This window comes from Sporosarcina sp. SG10008, from assembly GCF_044569405.1.
GTDB classification, from domain to species: Bacteria; Bacillota; Bacilli; order Bacillales_A; family Planococcaceae; genus Sporosarcina; species Sporosarcina psychrophila.
On the sequence record NZ_CP172607.1, the window covers coordinates 3,424,499 to 3,450,159 of the forward strand.

General features: G+C 39.0%; 10 protein-coding genes. 1 reads left to right on the forward strand and 9 read right to left on the reverse strand.

All coding sequences use genetic code 11. The features are described from left to right. Positions 1–3: 3 nt before the first annotated feature. From ACGLYD_RS16115 to ACGLYD_RS16150, 8 genes are all read right to left on the reverse strand, one after another. Positions 4–1,707, reverse strand: coding sequence for an iron ABC transporter permease (locus tag ACGLYD_RS16115; protein WP_187045881.1), 1,704 nt, complete (start codon positions 1,705–1,707; stop codon positions 4–6). Further along, positions 1,704–2,834, reverse strand: coding sequence for an ABC transporter ATP-binding protein (locus tag ACGLYD_RS16120; protein ID WP_338655024.1), 1,131 nt, complete (start codon positions 2,832–2,834; stop codon positions 1,704–1,706). Before ACGLYD_RS16120 ends, ACGLYD_RS16115 begins: the two co-directional genes overlap by 4 nt. A gap of 16 nt (positions 2,835–2,850) precedes the next feature. After that, positions 2,851–3,879 carry an extracellular solute-binding protein gene (locus ACGLYD_RS16125; protein WP_342539149.1) on the reverse strand — a complete coding sequence of 343 codons (1,029 nt, stop codon included), beginning with the start codon at positions 3,877–3,879 and terminating at the stop codon, positions 2,851–2,853. 886 nt (positions 3,880–4,765) lie between these two features. Continuing rightward, complete coding sequence (locus ACGLYD_RS16130; protein ID WP_399629240.1) at positions 4,766–5,662, reverse strand: DUF2628 domain-containing protein; 897 nt, start codon at positions 5,660–5,662, stop codon at positions 4,766–4,768. A 311-nt stretch (positions 5,663–5,973) separates the two neighbouring features. After that, positions 5,974–6,309 carry a hypothetical protein gene (locus tag ACGLYD_RS16135; protein WP_399629243.1) on the reverse strand — a complete coding sequence of 112 codons (336 nt, stop codon included), beginning with the start codon at positions 6,307–6,309 and terminating at the stop codon, positions 5,974–5,976. A gap of 842 nt (positions 6,310–7,151) precedes the next feature. Further along, positions 7,152–10,139 (reverse strand): S-layer homology domain-containing protein, encoded by a 2,988-nt coding sequence (locus ACGLYD_RS16140; RefSeq protein ID WP_399629245.1) that lies wholly within the window; start codon positions 10,137–10,139, stop codon positions 7,152–7,154. 606 nt (positions 10,140–10,745) lie between these two features. Next, positions 10,746–15,563, reverse strand: a complete 4,818-nt coding sequence (locus ACGLYD_RS16145; RefSeq protein WP_399629248.1) for an endonuclease — start codon at positions 15,561–15,563, stop codon at positions 10,746–10,748. A 101-nt stretch (positions 15,564–15,664) separates the two neighbouring features. Then, positions 15,665–19,180 (reverse strand): S-layer homology domain-containing protein, encoded by a 3,516-nt coding sequence (locus ACGLYD_RS16150; RefSeq protein ID WP_399629251.1) that lies wholly within the window; start codon positions 19,178–19,180, stop codon positions 15,665–15,667. A 591-nt stretch (positions 19,181–19,771) separates the two neighbouring features. On the opposite strand from ACGLYD_RS16150, the gene ACGLYD_RS16155 reads away from it, so the two are divergent. Then, the gene (locus tag ACGLYD_RS16155; protein WP_399629253.1) at positions 19,772–20,215 is read left to right on the forward strand and encodes a hypothetical protein; all 444 of its coding nucleotides are present in this window, start codon (positions 19,772–19,774) and stop codon (positions 20,213–20,215) included. Between the two features lie 1,117 nt (positions 20,216–21,332). On the opposite strand, the gene ACGLYD_RS16160 is transcribed toward ACGLYD_RS16155, so the two are convergent. Continuing rightward, positions 21,333–24,923 (reverse strand): S-layer homology domain-containing protein, encoded by a 3,591-nt coding sequence (locus ACGLYD_RS16160; RefSeq protein ID WP_399629256.1) that lies wholly within the window; start codon positions 24,921–24,923, stop codon positions 21,333–21,335. Positions 24,924–25,661: the final 738 nt, after the last annotated feature.

Consider the following 25,661-nt stretch of genomic DNA (forward strand, 5'->3'; position numbering starts at 1 on the left):
AATTCATAGCTTTTGTTTTCTACCTATTCCAGTAGCAATTGCCTGCAGTACAAGAACGAGTACTACTAAAATAATCGACATTGCAGCCGCAGAGTAATATTCTCCACGTAAAATATTTTGGAAAATCGCCAAACTCATTGGCGCCCATTCTGGTGGAGCTAACAAAATAGATACACTTGCTTCTTTTATGACTGTAATGAATACCAAAACCGATCCTGCTGCTATTCCCGGAAGCATAAGTGGTCCGATAATCGTAATGGCTGCAGTAAGTGGTGTTGCACCAAGATTAATAGCAGCTTCTTCAATGTCTTGCTTTATAGCGCGCATCGCCCCCATTGTCGAACGAACCATGTAAGGGAGCCGACGAATTGTATATGCAATGATGAGGAGAAACGCTGTACCCGTCAATTGTAACGGTGCAGTATTAAATGTTTGGATCATTGCAATACCAAACGCAATTCCAGGAACAACGAGTGGAATAGATGCCATGAAATCGAGTTTCGCAGAGTTTTGTCTTACAACAAAGTAAGAAACAAAAGTAGCAATAATTACACTCAGTACTAGCGCTCCAGTGGCAAGCATAATACTATTTTGAATATTCCCCATTGAGGTAGAGAAAATAGTCTTATAATGATCTAGTGTATAACCGTTCGGCAATAGATTTTTTCCCCAGGTCGTTGCAACTGATTGTAATGCAATTGAAAGCATTGCTAGAAGCGGCACTAATACGATAAAGAAAGAATAGCCTGATAGAATTCTAGTCAATAATTTATTTTCAATTAATTTCTGCTGTTTTGGCTTTCCGGACACAGAACCATAATTCTTTCCTTTTGTAAACAAGTGTTGAAGCCAAAAGAAGAATGCGGCAACAATCACCATGACAACGGTCAAAATTGCAGCACCACCCCAGTTAAAGAAACCGGAAATTTCACGATACGCCTCAACGACAAGCAAGTTCAATTCCTTAGGAGCAAGAACGATTGGTGTCCCAAAATCCGAGAAGCTAACAGTGAAAATTAGGAGTGCACTAGAAATGACACCCGGTAGTGCAAGTGGAAATGTCACGAATGCAAATGTAAACCAACTTTTGGCTCCCAAGTTCTGTGATGCTTCCTCCAAACTGACATCACTTACTTTAAATGCAGCAACAAGTGGCCATAAAGCATAAGGGAAGAAGAAGAATACTTGTACTAAAACAACACCCGTCATCGAGTACGGGTTTACAAACATTCCCTCCCCGCCTAGTGCGTTGTAAATCTGTGTTACCCATCCTGCGCGTCCAAACATAATGATAAACGCATATGAAGATATGAATGTCGGTACGATTAGTGGTACCATACATAGTGCGGAAATCGTTTTTTTGAAAGGCATCTTCGTTCTAGCAATCCCATATGCAAGCGGGATACATACCAAAATGACAATAATGGTAACAGTGAATCCTAAAAGTAGACTATTTTTCAATGCAGATAAATAGCCCGCATTCGTAAATATCTTTTTATAGTTTTCTAAAGACATACCTTTCAATTTTTCTATTGTTGAACTGAATATAGCTGGATCCGTTAATGAGCCTAGCAGATTGATGGGTTGGCCAGTAAAACTGACTAGAAATACTGAAAACAAGGGAAGGAGCATAAACAGACCGAAAAACGCATAAATCAATATCTTAATGAGCGTTAATCCACTAAATCTGTCTTTGAATTTCTTCATATCAACAGCACCCTTCCATGTTCCACCGTCAGTTTAACCTTCCTTCCTTCTTTAAAAATGCTTACTCCGGAAGTATATGTTGTATCAACGATAAGTTGATAACCACCGACTTGTACATCATAGCGAACCACTGAGCCCAAATATGTGGACATAACAACTGTTCCTTCAATAACATTTGTTTTCGTTTCATCAATGACACTATCAGCGGCTTCGACTTTCACGTGTTCAGGACGTATGATTGCATCTACTTCTTTTTTTGTTGTCTTGTTAGCTGACTTAATTAAGAAACCTTCGCCTTTTACAATTGTTAATCCGTTTTCTTCACCTAAGACTGTCCCCTTTAGTATGTTAGACGTTCCTACAAAGTTTGCTATAAATGGAGAAGCAGGATTACTGTATAAGTCTGTCGGCGTACCGATTTGAACTATATTTCCTTTATCCATAACTGCAATACGATCAGCCATACTCATGGCTTCTTCCTGATCATGAGTAACGAAAATAGCAGTTATCCCTAAATCCTGTTGAATTGTTCTTATCGTATTTCTCATTGAATGCCTAAGTGCCTGGTCCAAGTTCGAAAGTGGTTCATCCATCAGAAGTACTGCCGGTTCCATGACAAGTGCCCGAGCAAGAGCGACCCGTTGCTGCTGCCCACCCGACAGTTCACTAGTCATCCGTTCCGCATGATTATCCAATTCCACATATTTAAGTATTTTCATTACTTTCTCTATTGTCTCTTTCGGATGTTTTCCAAATCTCTTGTTCAAAAGTCGTGCGTAGATACCCATTTGCTTAATGGGGTTACTAGAATTTAATTGTTTGATATCCAGGCTGTAGGCAACATTGTCGAATACATTCATATGAGGGAATAATGCATAGCTTTGAAATACCATTCCACAATTTCGTTTGTTTGCCGGAATATTTTCCACTTCACGATCGCCTATGTAAATGCTTCCAGAGGTAGGATCCTCAAAACCGGCTATGCAACGCATAGTCGTCGTCTTTCCACACCCAGAAGGGCCGAGGAGGGCAAAAAACTCGCCTTCCTCTATATCTAGGTTAATATCATTCAGTGCAGTAAAGTCACCAAATGTTTTTATGAGATTGCTTATTCTTACTGAGCCCATCACTACACCCCCTTATTTATTGAAATTTAGCTTGCCATTCGCTTCGTACACGGTCATAGTTTGCGTTAACCCAATCGATATCGAGCTCAACCGCATGCTCTTTAATGTTATCAAGTGTTAGTGGTGTTTTCGATTCCACTTCAGGGTTTATCGGAATATGGTACCAGTTTGCCATTATTTGTTGAGCGTCTTTAGATAGAAGGAAATCGATGAATTTCTTTCCGCCTTCTTCGTTTGGACCACCTTCAATGATGGATACTGGGTTTACGAGAACTGGCGTTTTATCAGGCACTACGAAGTCCACACTTTCACCTTTGGCTTTTTGTTCATATGCCATGAAGTCAAAACCGACAGCAATATGCGCTTCACCCATAGATACTGATTTTGTAGGCGTTGACCCTGAATCCGGCATAGAGTTTGCTTGTTTAACAAGTTTCTCAAAATAAGCCCATGCTTCGTCTTCCCCATTGCGCATCATTTGATCCATGACCATTAATGTTGCTGTTCCGGAAGCTGCCGGGTTAGGGAACTGAATTTTCCCTTCCCATTTAGGATCAAGCAAATCTTCCCACGTTTTCGGGGCTTCTTCTTCTGTAACGAGCTCCGTATTGTATGCGAAACCTAATACGAAGATTTCGACTCCGACGTAGTTGCCATCTCCATGTTTCATTTTAATACCATTTTCAACTATGTCCCAATCTGCTGCAAAATCAGGAATATACTTACCAAGAATCCCTTTTTCAACTGCTGCTTCGAAGGGAAGAATCCCCCCACCGCCATACCAAACGTCAGCTTTCGGATTATCTTTCTCCGCTAACATCTGATTGACAAGGACGTTCGTACCTGCATAATGGACATCCACTTTTTCATCATGCGTTTCCTGATACTTTTGAGCAAGTTCTTTCGTAAAGTCTGGAGTCTCAGGTGAATAAAGTGTAATTCGACTACCTTTGCCGCTCCCACCATCTGAAGATCCACCCGCACATCCACCTAGTACACTTGCCGCTAATAGAATACTAGCAGCCATTAAGCCCGCTCTTTTCATGATTATCCCCCTATAGTAATATTTTGTAATCTAGGCAACAAAAAAGATGAATGCTAAATGAAACCCCTATCAATGTAAGGGTTTTCATTTAGGCATTCATCTCATAGTCTCTGCCTAGTTATGTAACTATACCCAGTATACAATTTATTCAGAATAATACAACCCCTAATTAATAGAAATAATTATTAATTGAAGAAGGCCTGTGCTTGTAACAAAGCTAAAATGTGTGAGCACCTGTCCAGTCTGAATTACAACGCAAAAAAAGCCAACCGTTTTTTCTATGATAAAACGTTTATTATGGCAAATCTTTATAAGTGGGAATCTCTTAGACAAATTGAAACTGGTATTCGTTCTAGTAAAAATTTCGGGAATGGGATTAATTTAATGTCCATTAGTCATTCGCAAATCAGTCGGCGGCTTATTGATTTAGATACAAGAGATTTAGCAGAATTACTTGGTCGTTTCGCCAGTCATTATTGGTTATTACAGAGCAATGCTATAGGACACTGCAAGAGTACCAGCGAAAAAAGAAGAAGAGCAAAGGTAGACAGAAAGTACCGAAGCCCATACGATATGGAAAGGATTTCGTCATTGTTAGCCCAATAACCAAAGAACATTTTTTAAATATGCAAGAGAACGACCAAAAAATAAATTATAAAAAAAGGGAACTGAGTCAATTTACACAGACTCAATTCCTTTTTTAATTTTTAGTCTGACCACAAATGTAAAAGTACCGGGTTTTTTATTTATTATGGTTTCTACGCAACGCTCTGACACTAAGTTCCCTCACGGAAGACATCATTGTTTACAGCTCGAACTTTCCGTTTTATGCGTTAAATCGAGAACAACTAATCTTTTATTTGGCAAAAATCCTCACCTTACTTCCTTATTCCAATCGAAATGAATCTATTACAAACTCCAACTCACGTATCATATTTGACACAATATCCACGTCCTCTTGGTTTAAAGGGTCATGCATTTCTTCATTTGCCTCACCAGCAATCGCCAACGTGTAGGTTTTATTACTATCATTGGTTAAGTATATTTCATCGCTATTTTCCCAGTAACTTCCCTCTAAAACTTCATCATAAATAATGATGCTAAATACGTATTGTTCAATTTCTTTCGAGTGATTTAAATAATAAAAATCGATTGTTTCCTCCGAATCATTTTCCCAGGTTCCATAACTAATCTCTACCGAATCGTTCCAAATGACTGGATAATCAAATGAGATCCCGTAGTCTTCATCTGTATAAGTTGTCAATTCTGCGTTACTCTCTACCTCAGTAAAAGAATGTACGACCGATTCGAAAACGACCGAAATGCCTGCATACCCGAATATCAACAAAAGCGTTAACCAAAAGCCTTTCCAACTACTATCACCACGTTTTCGTACTTTCTCAAGAAGCTCGTCACCTGAAAAGCGCTTTTCTAATTTGTTAATTTCCTTTTGTGCAAACTTTTTATATTCAAAATTACCCCAAATACCAAGTACCGCCGCAATACCGATGTTGATATATAAGTCAAACTGAGCGGTGGAGGCCCCTACTAAATAGTGTACTACGTCAGCTATGAGCAAAAACAGTAGTATCACTAGTACATGCTTATACATTTTCCGATAACCGAGCCAGAAAAGCGTAGCAAAGAAAGCGGCCCAGTTCCATGATCGTCGTTCGTTTTTTGCCCATTTCCCAAAGTAATACGACTCTTTATACTCGCCAACAAAAGCTTTCAACAAGTCCGGTGCTTCTGTCTCACTAGGTGTTTCCACATTACTGTCCAAAAGGTTATTTCCACAAGCCCCACAAAATTGATCTTTTTCAAAAATCGTACCCCCACAATGAGTGCAATGCATATACAATCCCCTATCCCACTGGCAAATCAATTTCATCAACTTGCTCTATATTTAGTCGTACAATCTGTTGAAGTCCCGCGTTTATTAAAGTAAATATAAAAATCCATGCGATGATAATCAGCAAAATATATAAAAAATTAAAATTCTGCAAATAGTAGAGCGGCATATCCCAAATGGAATGCAAAATAACAGACACTGAAAATAATTTAATGAATTTTGCATTCAATAGATGATGTTGGTTAAATAGATTTCCTTCCTTCACAAACACAAGCGCTGCACCTGCTATAGCGGTCCTTCACATGTATTTTTAAGACAGCGGAAAAAACATCCCGTAAATTCACATCAATGGCACCTTTTTCTCCAACCAGTGCATTTATTTTTTCAGTAGCTTGCAAAAAAGTTCCTGTTACATGTTCTGGAACGCTTTTGGCTATTGGCTCCACCATCGCTGATGAATCTTCACACTTTTGATTTGAATAACTACTTTTTTCTGGTTGCCTATCAAGTCGAGTACCACAAAAAGAGCAGAACTCCGCCTGCAAACGAGCTTTTTCCCCGCAGTTAAAACAAAACAAATAAAAACTCCCCCATTAATGTTTCCAGTTTAAGAGTCTATAATAATATGTATTCTTAAATTAGCGGTTCGCAGTTTTTCCAACTTTCCATATTTCTGATTTACTTCCTTATACTATACTCGTAGTAAATATTTTCTATTTATATAGTCGTATTATATCATTCAGATTAATAAAAGAATAGGTCTGACATTAATTGTATGAATGCCTGTGTAACAAAAAACAATCCACGACTCACACAATTATATAAAACTTAAAGAAGTTTAGATGATTAGTTATTTCTTTACTCCTTAACTAATAAATATATGATCGGAGTGGATTGACTAAATAGTGTCGTGTACAAGTACTTGAAATTTTAGTTCGTTGGAGGCTTCTCTGAGTTTGTTGGAGACTACGAGGGTTTTGTTGGACACTCCCTTATTCGTTGGACACTTTTCGAGAATGGTTGGAAGCTTTCCACGGTTCGTTGGAGGCTTCTCTAAGTTTGTTGGAGACTACGAGGATTTTGTTGGACACTCCTTTGTTGGTTGGACAGTTCCCGGGAATGGTTGGACACTTTCAGCGGTTCGTTGGGGGCTTTTCCGAGTTTGTAGAACACTTCGAGGATTTTGTTGGGCACTCCTTTGTTGGTTGGACAGTTCCCGGGAATGGTTGGACACTTTCGGCGGTTCGTTGGAGGCTACTCTGATTTTGTTGGACACTTTGAAGCGATTCCCCAAAGACCCCAGATTTTAATTACCCGACTCTACTAGTACTCATTCAAACATGGACAGAAAAATACGCCCTCCACCTGATCATTTACTGTGATCAAGCAGAAGGCGTATTCAAATAATATTGCAAAACTATTATCTTAGTCTTACATCAATTTCTTTATTGAAGTTAGCATAGTTACCTTGCGCATTTTGAACGGGTGACACAGTATCCCGGACAAGTTTGACTCTTAAACTCGTTATATATTTGGAATTCAAATTGACCGTAACTGAGTCGACTGCATTATACGAGTGAGTTCCAGAATTTAAGACATCAAGGACTATATCTCTTCCTTCATTAAATACTCCATTATTATTAGTATCTAAATAAACCACATCACTAATGCGATTATTTATTGAAATATCATTCGCTACAGAAGCTTTGATACTGACGACAAACGTATCGACATTTGAATTCGGACTATAAACCGATGCGATGGAATTTGTTGCCAGAAGGTAACCATTAAGTGTAATGTCGAAATCGTATGCATCTAAATGTTTAGACTGAACTGCCTCACTGAAACCAAGTACGAGTGAAGTACCGTCAGAAGAAATAGTTGCATAATTGAATTCCGGTTGGTTTTGGTTTCCGCTAACAAATGTAACTTCGCCTGCTCCAGCGGATGCAATGGTGTTTCCTGCATTGTCTCGAATATTGTTGACCGTAAATAGCGCTTTTTTAGTTGTTGTGATACTTGCAGATGGGACACGGACTGTTACGGCAACAGATGTAGCTTTATCTGCCGACCCAGTGATAACAGTTGTGACATAAGATCCTACCGGTAATGCTCTACCGTCCCACGTATAGTTATTGATGTCTTGAATCGTTGCTAGGTTCACTCCACTATCAGCGTCAATTGCTGTATAAGTAGCCGTTTGTTCAACACCAGGAACTTGTCCATTTGCTGGTGGATAGTTAGTAACAGCAACAACTACGGGACGCGTACTATCCGATGAGATGGTATTTTGAACAATAAACGTTTGTGTTGCAATCGCATTTGGATTTGGTGTGCCCGCTTTATCAACGACTGTGTTTGCTGGCAGACGTATTTGATAGGTTCCGTTTGGCAATGCCTGAGTAATTGTTAATGTATTGTTAGTAATCACTGCATTCGCCGCATTGTAATGGTTTAGGTAAATTTGAGTTGCGGCTCCTGTATTTTGATCAATGACTGTAACTGCATTAGTTCCGCCTATTGCTATATCCTCTGTAAAGTTCGCAACAATTTTGCCATCTTTATAGTCAACAGTTGTAAATGCTGGCGCAATAGTATCTTTATCTAGAGTAACGTTAGTTGAATAAAGGGCTGTGCTATTACCGACTGTATCTTTCACATCAGCGTCGACAAATAGAATGGCATTGTACGCGCCATTAAAGAATAATCCTGAACCCGTTAAGACAACCGTTTTTTCATTACTACCAGCCGAAGCTACGAGATTTGTCACCGTGCCATTTGATTGGACGAGACGTGCTTTTCCTGCAAATGAAGCGATATTCATATTTTTATCATATGTGATTTCTACTCTATTTTCTCCAATAACCTTTGTATTCAACACAGTTGGAGCAACTGTGTCAGCAGAAATTGTAACTGTCGTTTCCACTGGATTTGGAGCTATCACGTTATTCTTATAATCCTTTACATTGGTCAATTTTACTGTTGCTGCCGTACCTGCTGCAACTTGTTTGCTAGAAGTAACATCTAAACGATTTGGATTCGTTGGGTTGTTCGCAACAGTCGCTGCTGCATCATTGACATATGCGATGACTCCTGCTGCATTAACAGGTTCATCGAATAGTAGGGCAAACGAGTTCGTAGATGTTTTTCCGGCAGCTGATCCTGAAACGAGTTTCGGCGCAACTTTATCATTGGCTTTGACAATCGCTGTATACTCCTCGAACTTTTCACCTGATATGGATTTAATAGCATCAGTTAACTTAAAGGCATACTCGCCGTCAAAAATCCAATTTGCGGTAATCGTTAATGTTTTACCATCTTCGGACAATGAGCCTTTAAGTTGTCCAGGGTTCACAGTCGCGCCCGTCACCATCGTAAATGTCATATTTTGAACTTCATTCGAAGCGTTTAGTACGGTTGTTTTCGTAACAGGTGTTGCGAATTTAACTTCAACTTGTTTAGCGTTAATCGCGGTTACTTCAGTAACAAAACGATCGTCAGCAGCAAAGCTAAATGTCACAGTGATTGTTTTTTCTACTTTTGCTTCACCCTTAGTAAGCGTTACTACATAATTGCCAGCTGTTGTGCTTGCCGCCACTTTTGCTACTACGCCTTTTTCCGTAATGAGTGAATTAACATAGGTTTGAACCGCTGTAAGTTTGTTGGCATCAGTTGCCTCATTGCCACGCGAGACTGTGACTACACCAGCTTTCAATTGACCCGCTGCTGCTTCTACTGCTACCTTGTCTACATCTACTTTCGGCGTTGTGAGTGCTTCACTTCTGAAGACAAATGAAGCCATTTGTCCGCGCGTCACAAGTGCGTTCGGCGAGAATTTTGTAGGTGTTGTCCCAGTTGTAATTTCTTTGGCATACAATGTCCGGACATAGTCAATATGCCATTGCTTATCATTAATATCGCTAAATGGAAGTTTTCCAGATTTCATTTCTTCAAATTCAAAGCCGAGTACAATAATTTTTGCCATTTGTGCCCTTGACAGACTATCCCCAGGTCGGAATGTGTTATCTTCAAAACCCGAAATGACTCCCGCTTCAACAAGTGCAGCAATATATCCGTAGTATGGGCTCGTTTTGCTAACGTCTTTGAACCCTGGATTTTGGACCTCTTTCGTATCTAAGTCTAATGCAAGAGCCAATAGTTTGGCAGCATCCTGACGAGTAATGCTTTGACCTGGTTTGAATGTACCGTCTGGATATCCACTAATCATGCCTCTTGCAGTAAAGTCCATGACCGCTTCATAAAAATGATGACTTGGGATGTCCTTCACATCTGTAAATGTTGGATTGGCCGCCTGCGGATTTACGGGTGCAACCGCAACAAAAGCCCCTGCTGCAACTGTTGTTGCCAACGTAGCTTTGAATATTTTTTCATAACTAGATTTCCTCATTTTTAAACCCCCATATAATGTAGTAGTACTCTCTGTATGCCATTCGCTTTTGCCTATTCTTTATAGTAGTTAGGCTTTTCATCAATTGCGAGATAAATATGTACAAATTATTCTTACTAATAGTATAATTTAATTGGGAAATTTGTGCAACTTAGTGCCGGGTACTAGTTACTCAATTTATCAGAAGGTTACCTGCGTATAAAAACAAATACTTAGGATAATATTTTGTTCTAAAATAATTTCGTTGGACACTTTCGGCGGTTCGTTAGAGGCTTCACTGATTTCGTTGGACACTATGAGGCGATTCCTGAAGACCTCAACTGATTCTAATTGCTCAAGTCTACTAGTACCCACACAATCATAGACAGAAAAAGGCGCCTTCCGCATGATCATTTACTGTGATCAGGTGGAGGGCGTCTTCAATCTATACTACAGGGTTTTTATCTTAGTCTTACATCAATTTCTTTATTGAAGTCAGAAATTCGTGGTACAGTTTATTCTTCAACCAGCCTTTATCCATCCATATAAATCATGCTATGACGGGTTTGCTGAAATGTGTTAGACATCATGATTTTCATTTATTCCTAGTTCTTAACTAATCTTGACTCAAGATGCAATTTCCATATCAGCTAAACCAACTTGTTTCCATATCAATTCCGCCCATTCAGGGTGATCAATAAACGGATTGCGGTTTCCTTGCCATTCCTGGATGACATTGTTGCGATTCCGTTCAAATTCATCGACTGGATCTTGTTTATGCCATTCTAGTAGGACTGAAAGTTTACCATGGTATGGTGCACTTCCGTTATTGAGTTTTTCATTTAATTCGAGGTCTACACGATCACCTTTTTCATAGCGAGTTGCCATATAGAAGAGAATTCTTGCTACGTCGCCTTTTACGCGATCTGGTGGCTCAAATGAACTTGCAGTTTTAAAACATCCGTTACATCCTTTAACTGCGCTTCCGCCGTTATCAAAATCTAAGTTACCTCTAGAGCTATTGACCTGCACATCTGTCGGACGTAAATGATGGATATCCGTTCCTGGTCCTAGACTTGTGCCAAAGTTTCCGTGTGATTTTGCCCAAGTGTGTTCGCGGTTCCAATCGCCAACCAATCCACCGTTGCGACTTTTAGAGCGGGACTCTCCGGAATAAAACAATATGACATTGTTTACGTTATCTGGATCCTCATCTGTTTCACGGAGTGCTTCCCATGCTTGAGCGTAGGTGAGTTGGGTATGGTCATCGATAATCTCGTGAAGTGCAGTTTTTAACGCTTGTCCGTTCTTACCAATCGCGTCTTTGTAATACGTATCTAGTGGTGACTCTTCTCCAGTATCCGCTTTAACCGTAACTGTAAAGCTGGTAGTCGTCGTTTTTTTACCATCAGTTGCAGTAACACCAACGATATGGCTTCCCACTTCAAGTTTTAACGTTAATGTAGCTCCTTCAATCGTCCCTTTTGTTGAAGTAAATGTTAGTTCATCTTTGTCGGGATCAGAGAAGTGATCTGATAACAAGAAGGTTAACGTTTCTCCAGTGGCAACAGTTGAATTAGGAATTGCTGTTTTTACAATTGGCGCTTTGTTTTCAGTAGGTAAAGAAGGAACCTCATTTTCGAGGTTCCCTTCTTTGTCTATGAACTGAATGTTAGCTGCAGATGCTCCATTAGTGTATTCAATTTCAACATTTTTAGGAAGTTCACGAATTTGTTTTACGTTAGTTCCATCAATAATTATTTTTTGAATAGTTGTTCCTTTGAAATCAATTATTGCATCAGCTTTTAATGGTTTGATTGTTATTGTTTTGTCAGCGAATCCTTCACCGTGGAATTCTGCATAATCTCCTGTGAATAAAACGCCATCTGTAATCGTTGTATTTTCACCTAGTGTAAGTGAGATACTTGGCTTAGTGATTGTTAATTTTTTCGTTGTAAGATTTTTGAAATCATATAGTTTTTCAGGTGTGATTGGTGTTACATCTACTTCTTCGTCTTCACCTTCACCTTTTAAATCGATTTGAACCATTACTGGGTCATGGTCAGATGCACGACCAGCCATATCCGTGAAGTCTGCGTTAATGTGAAGAATATCGATTACTGTATTTTTCACTAGATTGTTAGTCACTAAAATATGATCTAGCACTTGTGAGTTACCTTGGTATAGGTATGTGTAACGATCAGAAGTTTCAACTTTATTGATCATATTCGTCATTATGCTACCCTCATGAATTTTAAGAGTCTCAGAGAATTGATAATCATTAAAGTCACCTAATGATACAACATTCGCTTTCGGATTATCCGTTTTAATATCTTTCACAAAGTTGTTTACGATAGTTGCAATTTTATGGCGTTGGATTTCGCTATCGTATTTTGGTGGTTGGATAGATCCGAATAATGGCGTATCCCCCGTTTTTGAATTCCAGTGGTTCGCAATAACAACAACACTTTCCCCTTGGAATTCAAATTGTGCTGCTAATGGTTTACGACTACTGTTAAACGCACTATTTATTGGATCGATACGACCTGGGTTATGTGTTAACTTGCCATTTTTATAACCCACAGTAGTTGTTGCAGTACCTGGTGTAGCACCTTCTGTTAATGCAACACGTTCCGGATTGTAGAGGAATCCAACGCGAATATTTGCATTTGGTGCGCCGCCGTCTTTGTTGTTTTCAGGGTCGATGTTGGCATACTTATATTTAACACCCCCAGCGTTTTCAATTTCAGCAATCAATCTTTCATAGCTTTGATTTGCCGCTGAATCCCCTGCACTTTCACCATTATTATCTTGAACTTCCGTTACGCCAATAATGTCCGGGTTTTGCATATCTGTAGCAAATGCACGTGCTAATTTCTGTGCTTTAGCGTTCGGAGAAGACGTTTTGTTATTCGAAAAATTTTCCAAGTTATACGAAGCAATCGTTAACTTATCATCCGCTTTTACAATCGTCGTTTTTTCTGGTGTTGCAGCACCTTTTGTTTGGGCACTCTTCATTTTATCCAAATCAACATAGATCTTATAGTTTTGGTATGAATAGCCTACTACCCCTGTGATAGGACCTTTGAATTTATCACCAGTTGCTACTTCGAAATCACGACCAGGTCCATTTGGCTCCAAACGGAATTGGACACGATTTGGATTTTGTTTTCCTTCTTCATATAACACTCCGCCATGAAGTGAATTTGTTGGTGCACTTTCAAGAACAGTTACAAGATCCCCATGTTCTTGTGGTGCTACTGCTTTCACATCAACAACTTCTACGCGCATACCTTCTATGCTTTCCCAGAAATCAATGGCATCCACTTTAGGGTTGAAAACGGATAAATTATCACTATCAATCGCTGTAGTCGCCATTGTTTCTTCGTTAATAATGATTGGATCCGGTAATTTCACGTCTCTATTTAGAACTTGAACACTTCCACCCGCGTCATCACGGACATTGATTTGTGTAGTTTTCAAGTCAGTTGTATTCGCATCAGAATAACCATCATATGCATATTCACTTACTTTACCGTTAACTGATACTAGATCACCAACTTTGATCGGCAACGATTTATTCCCACTGTATAGTAAAATCGCTTCTGACGTATTTGGATTCTCATCCGCTAACGCGTCAGGCGTTTGAATGTGATAATAGTATGCACCATTCAATGTGAAAGCATAAGTGACTACGCCCTCAATTCCGTCCACTGTTTGATTGTTAAAGGGAGTTGTATGACCTTCTCCTTGGATATCGTGAATTTGAAGACTGTCTGTAATTTTATATTCAAACGTCTTCACTTCACTAAAGTCACCGTTTTCAGCTATTACAACTGCTTTTAGTGTTGTATCTTTAGTAATTTCAATCGGAGTTGAGTATTTTTGGCCATCTACTGTGGGATCTTTACCATCTAACGTGTAATAAATTTCTGCATTTGCTGTAGTCGTTGATAATTCTACTGTTTTCTTTCCAACAAATGTTCCACTCCCAGGGTTCGCGAAGACTGGTTGGATAATTGAGCTGTCTGCGACAATGTCTTGTTGTGAGCGTGGAATAATTTGATAGGCGCCGCTAAATTCTTGAACAATACCTGTAATTGACTCGTATGTTGTACCCGCTACTAATCCTAAGTTGCTATTTTCATCGCGAACAATAAATTCTGTTCCAGCCGCATCCGTACCTTTATAGTTTTGAGAAGCTCCAGATATCGTTACTTTATTTACTGTTACTAGTTTCGATTCGCTCGCTTCGTTCAGTTGTGCACCTGTAAGTACTTCTGAACTAGGTACTGCTTTAGATACTGGTTCACCTACAAGTGTTCCAGTTAATTGTAGTAACCCATTATATTCTCCTAATGAACCGTCGACCGTAATTTCATCACCCAGTTGAACATTCAGAGTTGCTGGACGAACTGCAATTGCAGCCGTTCCATCCTGGATATGAATCGTATTTTTCAATTTTGCTGTTACGATACCTTTTACTGTTACTTTACCAATTCCTTGAGCACGTGCATCTGCGATTGACATCCCTTCAACAGGTGTTTCAGGATCTGTTGAATCTGCTGCCGCAACTGCTGTCGTCGCATCACTTGTTATCGATGAACCACTATCACCATGAACAATAACTTTAATAAATTTACCTTCTTGTCCCTCACCTAATGTCAATGTCTCATTTGTAGCTCCATCAATAGTTGCGTAAACACCGTCTATTGTATCAGCCACTTGCCATTGGTAAGTTACATTTGTCGCCCCTTCATTTACTGAGGCCGTTAACGTTTCACCAACTTTTGCTGTTCCATTAATTGTTGCTGTCGTCACTTCAACTGGTTCTGTTGGATCAGTCGGTACTGAACCATCCATCGTATGCGCCCCTAATTGGGATGAATCGTCACTAGGTAGCGCTGTCCATTCGACCGATGGATTGAATGCATCATCAATTATTGTATCGCCAGTTGTAATTGAACTATTACGCACTAGTGTAACATCTTTTAAATTCTCAATTCTCGTTCCAACTTGGCCAATTGAATCTACCACGTTACCATTTTTTCTTAATACAACAGGGTCGTCTCCATTAAAGTTAATAACGGTCGAGTTTGCAAGATTTCCCTTGCTTTTAATATCGGCATTGGCCGAATTATTGTATAACACATACGTTTTACCATCTTCCAATGTTCCCGACAAATTCAATTTTGCACTAGCTGTAGTTACCCCATTCGCATAAAGTTCGAGGACATACCCGCTTAAATCAATCGGAGCCCCTGTCCCGTTATAAAGTTCAATCGCCTTGTTACTACTGCTTCCCTCAATATATTCAGAAATAATAAGGTCAGTCGCATTCGTTGCAGCACTTACTGTAGTTGGTATTGCCGGTGCTACTATACCTGCTACTAGACTTGCCGCTAACATAGTATTCACAGGTTTCTTCCAATCTTTTTTACTCATCTAAACAATTCTCCTTTATAAATACAGTTTTTGAGTAAAGCAAATGTGACATTGAATACGCAAAGCCTTGAGCCTACAAGCAGAAGGCTTTGCGAGAAGAATTAAAGCGTTATTTCTCCAGCTACAGTAATACCATCAAATTCAAAGACATCTGAGTTCAAGCCTGATAGATCTAAATTACCTTCAACCGTAATATTCGCGAATGACACGTTTTCAGTTGGCGTACCTGTAAGAATTAAATTTCCTTTTACAGTTACATTTTCAAATGAAACTACATCTGTAACCGATACTGTTACGTTACCTTTGTAAACTTTCGGTGTGTCAACTGTACCTGAGAAATCTTCACCTGCTACGTCTTCAGTACCTGGTTCTTCTACAACACCTGCTACATCTACAATACGACCTTCAATTTTAGTTGGAATTATGTTTTTTTGTGATACTAAATGTTCTCTTAAATTCTCCCAATCTGAAAGGCCAAGATCAGTTACACGACCTGCTTCATAAGCTTTTTTTAGAACATCATAGCCGTCTCCACCTTTTGCAGTGAATGCGTTTGTTGCTACTGTATATGACTTAGCGTCTTCGATTTCAGTGTAAGTACCCTCTTCATTTTCATAAGCAATTGAAACTACACGTTGTCCAGCGGGTTTTGAAGAATCGAATTCTACTTTCGCCCCAGCTATGTGTAAAAATCCACCGCTTTCTTTCGGATAATCTTTAAAACTAATTTCGAATGTAGCTTTTAATTCGGAACCTGTGAGACCCATTGTCGCTAATGTGTTACCAAATGGAAGTACTGTGATTACTTCACCCACCGTGATTGGTCCTGCTCCAATACCAGCGCGAATTCCCCCACCATTTTGGAATGCCATGATTACATTTTTGTCTTTTACATAACTTTGCGCTTTTGCAAGCATGCCATCTGTAATTAAGTTCCCAAGAATTGTTTCATGAGCTCGTACGCTAGTGCCCGGTACATAACCTTCATCCGATGTTCTTGGACTTAATAGTGCATTATTAAGTGTTACTCCAATTTCCTTTTCATTTACAGCTGCGATTTTATCTTTATAAGGTTTTAAGAGCGCAACTGCCTCAGGATCTTCTGCTTTATCTGCAGTCTTAATTAATTTTCCTGCATGACCAACAACGACACCATTTTTATCAAATTCAACATCTAAAGTCCCAAGGTAATCTGAATATTGATAGGCCTGTACTATAATTGTTTTATCTTTCGCTTTCCCACTTCCATCTTTGTCTACAACTACCGGCTTGTCTAATTGCGTATGACTATGTCCACCCACAATTACGTCAATCCCAGCTACATGTGCAGCTAGTTCTTTGTCATTGTCCATAGCGGCATTATCATCAAAACCAATATGTGTAAGTGCAACGATTTTGTTAACACCCATCGATTCAAATTCCTTAACCATTTTTTCTGCATCCTCAATATAATTAGAGAATGTAATATTTCCTGGACTGGCAATGTCTTTCGTTTCCGCAGTTGTTAGACCAAAGATACCGACTTTTTCTCCGTTTATCTCTTTTACAATTCCCGTGTAGATATTGCTGTTGTCAGGAGTTGATGAAATTTTCGTATTGAACAATCCATCAAACAATGGATCTTTCGCGAAATCTACGTTCGATGATACAAATGGGAAGTTTGCAGCTTTAATGAAGTCGACCAATGCTTTGTGACCTTCCGCTGATGAACCAAGGTCAAACTCATGGTTACCAAATGTCATAGCGTCGACCTTCATTAAATTCATAAACGCTAAGTCTGCTTGGCCTAGGAATTCATTGAAATATAACGTACCTGAGAAGACATCCCCTGCATTTAATAACAATGCATCCGGTTTAACTGTCCGTACTTCTTTCACTGCTGTAACAAGCCTTGGTGCTTTGTCCGTATTCGCATGTATATCATTTACGTGCATCAAAGAAAGGTTAAACGTTTTTCCATCATCGATGATTGGTGGATTTGGATTCGGATTTGGATTTGGGCTAGGATCCTTACCTGAGCCTGTGTTTCCACCACTAGTACCACCGCTATTGAATCCATCAAAATTCACAATAACATCTTTTAACGTTATTCCTTCTGGTAGGTCAAAACTACCAACTTTTGTTCTATCTCCTAATGTAATTGTCGTACCTTTAAGTTTAACAATGACTTTTCCGATTTCCCCGATTGTTAAGAGCTTCAAGTCAGTCTTGGATTCGACAGTGACATTTTTGATAGTGGCTGTTCCATCAATCGTCAATGGATTAGGCGTGTCCACTATAAGATTGTCCACTGACGCGTCAAGCGTTACCTTCGTTGCACCTTTTTCGACAGTCACTTTTGGCAATGTAATTCCCTTATCGGCTTTTAAGTGGACGTTCGATAAAAGGGTGAAGCCTTGGGCTGTTGAATTCCCTTTTACTTCAATTAGTACTTTTTTACTCTTCGACACTTCAACAGCTTGGATGACAGAGTCCGTGAAAACAAAACTTGGTTCTTTCATTTCTACAGCAGCTGTTGAAAACACTTTATTGACTTGGCTTACTGAGGTTTTATCGGTAAGATTTATTCCGCCTAAAACTGTCATTTTATTCGCTTTGAAACTATTTTCTACTTCTTTCCCTATCTCCAAATCGACTGCAATCGTTATGTTTTTCAATGAAACATAATCACCATTAACACGTACTGTTCCTGCAAATTTAGATCCTTGTCCATCTAGTACAACATTGTTTGTTTCATTGCCATTCGCTGTAAGTTCAATTGAAGCAATTTCAATGAGTACGCCGTCTTTAACTGTATAGTCTAAGACTGCTCCTATAAGAGCTGTCGAATTGGAAGCATTCAAAACTTTCTTCATGTCTGCGGACAACGCATATGTTCCAGTCGATAGCTTAACTGACTCATTTGTTACGCTAACCAGTTTTCCCGTATTTTTAACTGTAGAGTCATTTTGCTCAACAAGGGAAGACGTTTCACTTCGAACGATTAAAGAAGCCATTTGCCCTCTTGTAACGAAAGCATTCGGTTCAAATGTAGTTGGTGTGGTTCCAGTTGTAATTTCATTGGTGATCAATGCTTGAACATAATCTGCAAACCAGTGTTCAGCTTTCACATCTTTAAATGGGCTATTCGTAAGCTTGGCTTCTTCTAGATTAAATCCGATACTAATCATCTTGGCTATGTGCGCACGTGTCAGTGACCCACCAGGTTTAAATGTCTTATCGTCATACCCTTTTACTATGCCTGCTTCAACAAGGGCAGCAATTGATCCATAATGCGGGTCAGTCACTTTCAAATCTTTGAATCCCGGGTTTTTCACGTTTTTTGTGTCTAATCCAATTGTTTGCGCTAAAACGCTTGCGATTTGTCCCCGAGTTACTGACTGATTAGGTTTAAAAGTACCATCGGCAAAACCTTTTACTATACCTCTAGAAGCCAGACTTCTAACACTTTCATAGAAATGATGACTTTCAATATCCTTTACATCAGAAAACGCGGGTATTTTCACCTCATCGGCTTTTATATATACTGGTGCACCTACTGCTATCGTTCCCGTTGCTACCGCTACAGCTAATGACGCTCCGAATATTTTTTGATACGGATTGGTATGCTTCTTCATTTACTGACCTCCTTTAATCGTATGTAATTTGAGGATTACGTTAATCCTTAAATTAAGGTTACCATTTTAAATCCCTTTAAATGTTAAGTGATTATTAACATTGGCGTGTTTTGTTATATCATTGTAAAAAGTGTTAAATTTATTTTGGAATTTTAATGATATCACTGCGTGGTTGTCTATTTTATCTATTTACATCAATCCACTCCTGTTCAAGAATTTCTTCCCAAATGACATAAGGCCAATAGTTTATCTAAATCTCACATATGTCCACTTCAAGCATACAATCCTATTAGTATTATGTTAATTTAAATATACCGACAAATTAACAGATTTTCGACCTAATAGTAAATTCCAGTAGTTCACATCCTATTAACCTACATGATATTTTAGGTAATTATGTAAGATTATGTAGAAAACTTTTTCTATATTTCAATCGTATTCCCGGTGCCCACTAGCCTTGCATAGCAGTAAAGTAATGTGAAACAAAGGATTGGAATCAGAAATAAAGTTAAATTAATACAAAAAGGGCTCATCCTGTAAAATGAAACTGACGACTAATCAGTTATCTACTCTACAGAAAGAAGCTTCCTTATGAAAATTGTAGACGAAAATTTAGTCTTTCGTCTATATTTATCTCTATTGCCAGTTAATATTCTGGCTTGTCCATTGATGAATTATGATACGAAAAAGTTAACTGACTTTTCCTTGGTGAAAATCTTGATTATGGCCAACTTATGTAAGTGGGAAAGTCTTCGTGAAATCGAAGAAGGGATTCGGTCAAAAAAAACCTTACAACGAGATTTAGGGCTTACATCAATTGGTCACTCACAAATTAGTCGTCGACTCATTGATTTGAATACGGCTGACCTGGCCGACTTGCACGGCCGCATAGCTCGACACTATTGGCTATTACAAAGGCATGCAGAAGGGATTAATCCCAAAGTCGTGATTTTGAGAATTATTGATGGAACATATCAAGCTATCAGACAACGCAACAAATTGGACAGCCATTTCCAAAGTATCCAGTCGGATTAAACTGCATATTCGTTTAGTAGTCGCTTCTTCGAATAGTGTATTTTCCGAAAATATGATTCCATCCATGGGAATCTAGCGGACTCTGATGCCGTGAATCACATCATCGAGATTATGCACATAAAACAAAGATGGGTGGCTGCAGCGGAACATACAATTTCTCGTACGTGTTCGAAAAACCTTCACGACAGAAACACTCAAATCATATACACCTCCCCTTCCAAATTTCGTGAAGAATGAATTGGTGTTAATGCGGACACGTGAAAAACCGTTACGCTACATTGAATTTGTTGATTCTGAAGGCACGTCTTTCCTTCTAATCACGAATCGTCTCGATTTAACTGAAGCAAAAATCTTAGAGACTTACAAGAACGTACATCGAGCTCTTCTTTAAATGAATTAAGAAGCATTTAAAGGTTAGTCATTTGTTTAGCCATTCGCCCGCAGGTATCTGGAATCAATTGTTTATTACGTCGATTACCTTTGCCCTCATTGAAATCATGCGACTCATTCATCAACCTAAAAAGTCAGTATGGGCGTTTTTAATGGTATTTCGTCTCTATATGTTCAATCCGATCAGCCATCTTTTAACTACCTGTAAACGTCGGTTAAAGAAAAGCAAAGGAAGGAAAAGATTGCCTGATTCCAAACCGATAGAAATCCATTTGGAGAAGATTTCGCAATTGTAAGTAATATCACTAAAGTGCATTATTTAAGAGGAATTTCTAATGTTTGAAAAAAGAAAACAATTCTCCTTTTACGGACGTGTTTCCCTTTTTTTCATTAGTGTATAATCTATCTTTTTTTACTATTTATGAATACTATGCAACGCTAGTGCCAGTTACCAGTTTTCCGTATCATCGGAATAGTGTCTGATTTGTGTGGTGTACAGGCACGCACTTAATGGGAACTAGGGCTTGTTTATTATATTCAGGATTATAATATATGCTTGAAAAAGTAGTTGAAACAGAAAAAGCCCCCCAACCGATTGCTCGATTGAAGGACTATATTCTTTCGTGTCATACTCAGCAGTCAAAATTGTATCTGAGTTGTGTGAGTGACGTCATCAAGATATTCTTAGATGATTTGTCTGGATTGTTATAAAAATTTTTTTTCGAACTTACTTAACAACCGCGTCTTCAAATACTGTTTTACCTGTTACTGCATAACTACCGTATCCAGTAATTTTATCACCAAGAGTTACAGTATCAGAAGAAGCACCAGTGCTATTACCATTAACAACGATAGTTACTGTTTTCTTATCAGCAGATACGCTTGCAGTAGAATCAGCAGTTGTAATAGTGCTACCACCAGCAAATGCTAAGTCAGCAAATGTATCAGTAGTTAACGCATGTGAGAATGTTAATACTAAAGTAGTATCAGCACCTACAGTAGTTTTAGTTGCACCTTTTAATGTAATTGTTTTACCTTTTAATGCAGAAGCATCAGTAGCAAATCCAGTTACAGTAGCAACTAATTTATCGCCACCATTGAATGCATCAATTGCTGTTTTAATTTGTGCACCAGTAACTGCATCAGCTGTAGCTGTTCCAGTTACTGAATCAATAGCAGAAACCGGTAATTTCACAGTTAATACTTTAGTTTTTGAATCATAATCAGTCTCAACATTTGATTCAACTTTTGTATTTAGAACAAATTCAACTTTAACATCATTGTACTCAGTTAAACCAGCAGCAGATTCAACTTCTAGTTTATTAGTAGCATCTACTACAAATGATCCTTTAGCCGTTTCTCCTGGTACTGTAATAGTACCAGCAGTATACTTAGCTCCTACACGAAGTTCAATATCAACTGCGGCCTTTAATGAAGCAGGTGTGTATACTTTGCTGTTTGTTGTTAAATCATTCAGAATGTCATCAGCAACTTCAGCCTTAGCTGTAGCTGTTAGTGCTTGATATTCTTTCACGCCTGCAAGAGCAGCTTTAACTTCAGCAAGAGTTGTTGCAGCATTAACTGCTGAAACTGAAGATGAAAGATCACCTAGAGAAACAATCTCAAAGATTACTTTATCGCCATCTTTCTTAACTGTTACTTTAGCTGTGTCTAAGTTAGCTTGGATAAGTGTTTCAAATTCAGCTTGTGTAAGAGCAACTGCATTCACGTTCTTGAATGAAGCATCTTTATAGCTGATTTTTTCTTTTCCTTCAAAATAGATATCCTTTTTGTCAGTATCGATTGTTTTAACAATACCAGTGTGGATTACACCAATAGCAGATGTAGATGTAAATTTAGCTTCTGCTGTGTGGCTTCCAAGGTTAATTGGACGGTTGTTAGTAGTTGAAACAGGAATTGCTGTTCCATTTGCTACTACACGTACAGAAGTAGTTGTATCCTTATCAGCTTTCACTAGAATTTGTGCAGGTGTAGTTACACTACCAATTGTAGATGTTGTATAGCTACGATTTGGTGATACAACATGGCCGTCAACAGTGATGTCGTTTGCCCCTTCATTGAATACTGTGAATGAAGCTGTGATATGGCTGTATCCTTCAGGTAGGCTAGTCATAGCTTTTCCACTTTGGTTTGCAGCAGCAAACTTGAATGTAGCTGTTTCTTTACCAGTGAATTCTTTAATAGCTTTTGTTGTGCTCACTGCATCATTGTATGCTTTAACAGTACCGTCTGTAAGTTTCGATTCCGCAAAGTAAGAGATTGAAGCGATTTTGAATGGTTCGCCATCGTCAAATTTACCTTCTTGTGCATTGCTTGTATTAATATCAATCCAAGCGATTGGTGTCGCATAGTCTTTAATCCCTCTAGGATTATCGCTAGCGATTGTGAATGTAGCTTCACCTTTAGCGTCTGTTTTCACAGTGTAAGCTTTTGTTCTTGCATCAGGAACTTTATTTCCATCTTCATCGACGAAATATGCTTCTGTATTCGTATTGATGTTGCGATCAAGATCTTCATTGAATCCAAGGTTGATGATTTCGTTCGCAGCTACTTTACCGTCTTTTGTTTTCAAAACAACTTTGTATTCGCGACCGTTATTAACGCCTACTGCTGCTTCTTCAAGACCGTCACGTGTAACATCGATTACGTAATCTGCTTGAGTTGCTCCAAATACTACTTTTTCAGCTGCTTGTGCTTGTAGTTTAGTAGCTTCCCAATCGTTTACATCTTCTTTTTTGCTGTTTACTTCGTTATGGAATACAACTGGTGTAACTGTTGTGTTATGACCAGATACTGTAAATGTAGCTTCACCTTTGCTATCTGTTACAACTTCAGCAGTAACTGCTGCAGTTCCGTTAGATAATTGCATAGGGTTAGTACCGTTTACAGTTGCTTTAGATGTCTTGTCAATTGAAACACCTACGTTTTCAACGAATGTTACATGCAATTTCTGGTTAGCTACAACTTTACCAGTTTTAGGATCTTTAGATGTAACTTTGTATACTTTGTTTGCTCCGTTAGCTACGTTGTTACCTTGCTTATCATCAGTTGGTGTAATTGCAAGGATTGTGTCAACTCCCCAGTATACTGTAGCTAGGCTACGTACTGCTGGTGCGCCTGTTGGATATGCAACAACGTCATCGCTTTCGCCTGAAACATATTGCGTGTAAGAATAAGTTGCAATACCTTCAGCATTCGTTGTTACTTCTTCAATGTGGTCTTTGTTCAATTTAGAACCAGCAGATACGTTGAATGTTACAGGAACTCCTGCTTCTTTAACGCCGATGTCAGCTTTAAGTGTAACTTCTTTACCAACAACACCTTGTGTTGAAGCAGTATTCATAGTGATCTTAGTTGGAATAACTCCAGAGATCCCTTTGAATTTACCAAGTGTAGATTCACCTGATTTAAGTGTGTACTCTTTGTCTCCTGTTTGAGTAGCAGTTGTAAGTACCAATACTTTGCTATCTGTTTGTTTAACAGCAGCATTAGAGATTGCTAGACCTTCAATAGAGAATTTAAGAGCGCTAACGTCTTTAAGTTCTTCTTTGAAAGCTACTTCAACAGTTGTTGCGTTAACAGCCTTAACTGATACAACGCCTTCTGCTGCTTCGCCAGCTACTTTAGAGAAGTCTGCGTTAATTGTTTTGTGTAGGAATGTAGCAAAGTGTCCACGAGTTGTGTTGCCTTTTGGATTGAAGCTAGCAACTGTTGGGTTCGTGATGTCGAAGAAATCAAGAACGTCGATAGCAGCACGTGCTTCAGATTTTGCAGATGTAAGATCTTTTACATCACGCTTGAAATCTTGTCCAGCTACGTATGTAGCCAAGTCGATTTTTTCAACAGTATCAAATGCGCGAACAAGCACTAGTGCCATGTTTTCACGAGTGATGTTATCAACTGCTAGAAGTTTACCGTTAGATCCGATGAATACGCCTGCGTCTTTAACAACTGCAGCATAGTCAAGAAGTTCTGCGTTAGACTTTGTTGACAAGTCAGTGAAGCGTGGGTTAGTTCTTGCATCTGCAGGAATTGCGTGTCCTTCAGTTACAAGCCATTTACCCATCATTTTAACAACGTCAGAACGAGTCAACGTTTTGTTTGGTAGGAATGTACCGTCTGAATAGCCTTTGATAACACCAGAATCAGAAAGAGCGTTGATAGCTTCTTCGTGCGTGTTACCTTTCGTATCTTTGAAATCTGCCGCGCTTGCTACTGGTGCTACTGCGGATGCTACTAGTGCTGCTGATGCAGCCCCTACTAAAAATTTGCTGTACTTAGATGGTTGGTTAGCCATTGAATAATTTCCTCCTCTTAGATAGAAAATAAATTTGTGTCAACTACTTCCACGGCAAAATGAAAGATAGAAGTCATTACAGATTAAAGTATAGATAATTACGACAAGGATGTCAATTACAAGTTAGTAATATAGTAAATCCCTTTGGAAACATTACTAGATTCCTGAGCCGCTTCTACCATTCTATCGCATATCTGATATATATCAAGTATTTTACGACTTTTGGTTTAAAGTTACAGAACGATTTCAATTGTTAGTGTCTAGTTACTGCTGATTATGTATTTGGAATTCCTTACGCGATCTCCAGTCTTTTCGCCTTACCTATGCGTGTTTAAGTGGGAATTATATGGTTTTTTCGATCCACATAAACATCGAATCCTCTTATTTTCATCTGTTTTGAATTTATGGCGGAAAATGGTTTTCTTTCCAAATTGGGAGGATTGTCATTCATTACTTTGGGTGCCAGCTGCTGCCACAATTCGAAGATTGTGAGTTGTGGAAGTAACTGGCACCCGGGAGCTTGCTTATGGAGGCCTTTCGCTATTCGGTATGTCTAGGCTTCAGGCGTCAGATGCTCGGGTCATAAGCCGACTCGGCTGTGCGGCAAAGAACGCCGCTTCGCCAATTCGTCTTATGCCTGCCGTATCTGGACGACGCCTTCCGCTTTTCGGGGGTGTCTAGACTCCAGTGCCTAGCCCCTCGAGTCGCTTCAGACTTACTGATAATGGCAAAGGGCGC

What these genes read in the sequence shown, in the direction of transcription:
- ACGLYD_RS16115 (WP_187045881.1), bottom strand. Translation starts at nt 1,707, where the DNA reads ATGAAGAAATTCAAAGACAGATTTAGTGGATTAACGCTCATTAAGATA.
- ACGLYD_RS16120 (WP_338655024.1), bottom strand. Translation starts at nt 2,834, where the DNA reads ATGGGCTCAGTAAGAATAAGCAATCTCATAAAAACATTTGGTGACTTT.
- ACGLYD_RS16125 (WP_342539149.1), bottom strand. Translation starts at nt 3,879, where the DNA reads ATGAAAAGAGCGGGCTTAATGGCTGCTAGTATTCTATTAGCGGCAAGT.
- ACGLYD_RS16140 (WP_399629245.1), bottom strand. Translation starts at nt 10,139, where the DNA reads ATGAGGAAATCTAGTTATGAAAAAATATTCAAAGCTACGTTGGCAACA.
- ACGLYD_RS16145 (WP_399629248.1), bottom strand. Translation starts at nt 15,563, where the DNA reads ATGAGTAAAAAAGATTGGAAGAAACCTGTGAATACTATGTTAGCGGCA.
- ACGLYD_RS16150 (WP_399629251.1), bottom strand. Translation starts at nt 19,180, where the DNA reads ATGAAGAAGCATACCAATCCGTATCAAAAAATATTCGGAGCGTCATTA.
- ACGLYD_RS16155 (WP_399629253.1), top strand. Translation starts at nt 19,772, where the DNA reads ATGAAAATTGTAGACGAAAATTTAGTCTTTCGTCTATATTTATCTCTA.
- ACGLYD_RS16160 (WP_399629256.1), bottom strand. Translation starts at nt 24,923, where the DNA reads ATGGCTAACCAACCATCTAAGTACAGCAAATTTTTAGTAGGGGCTGCA.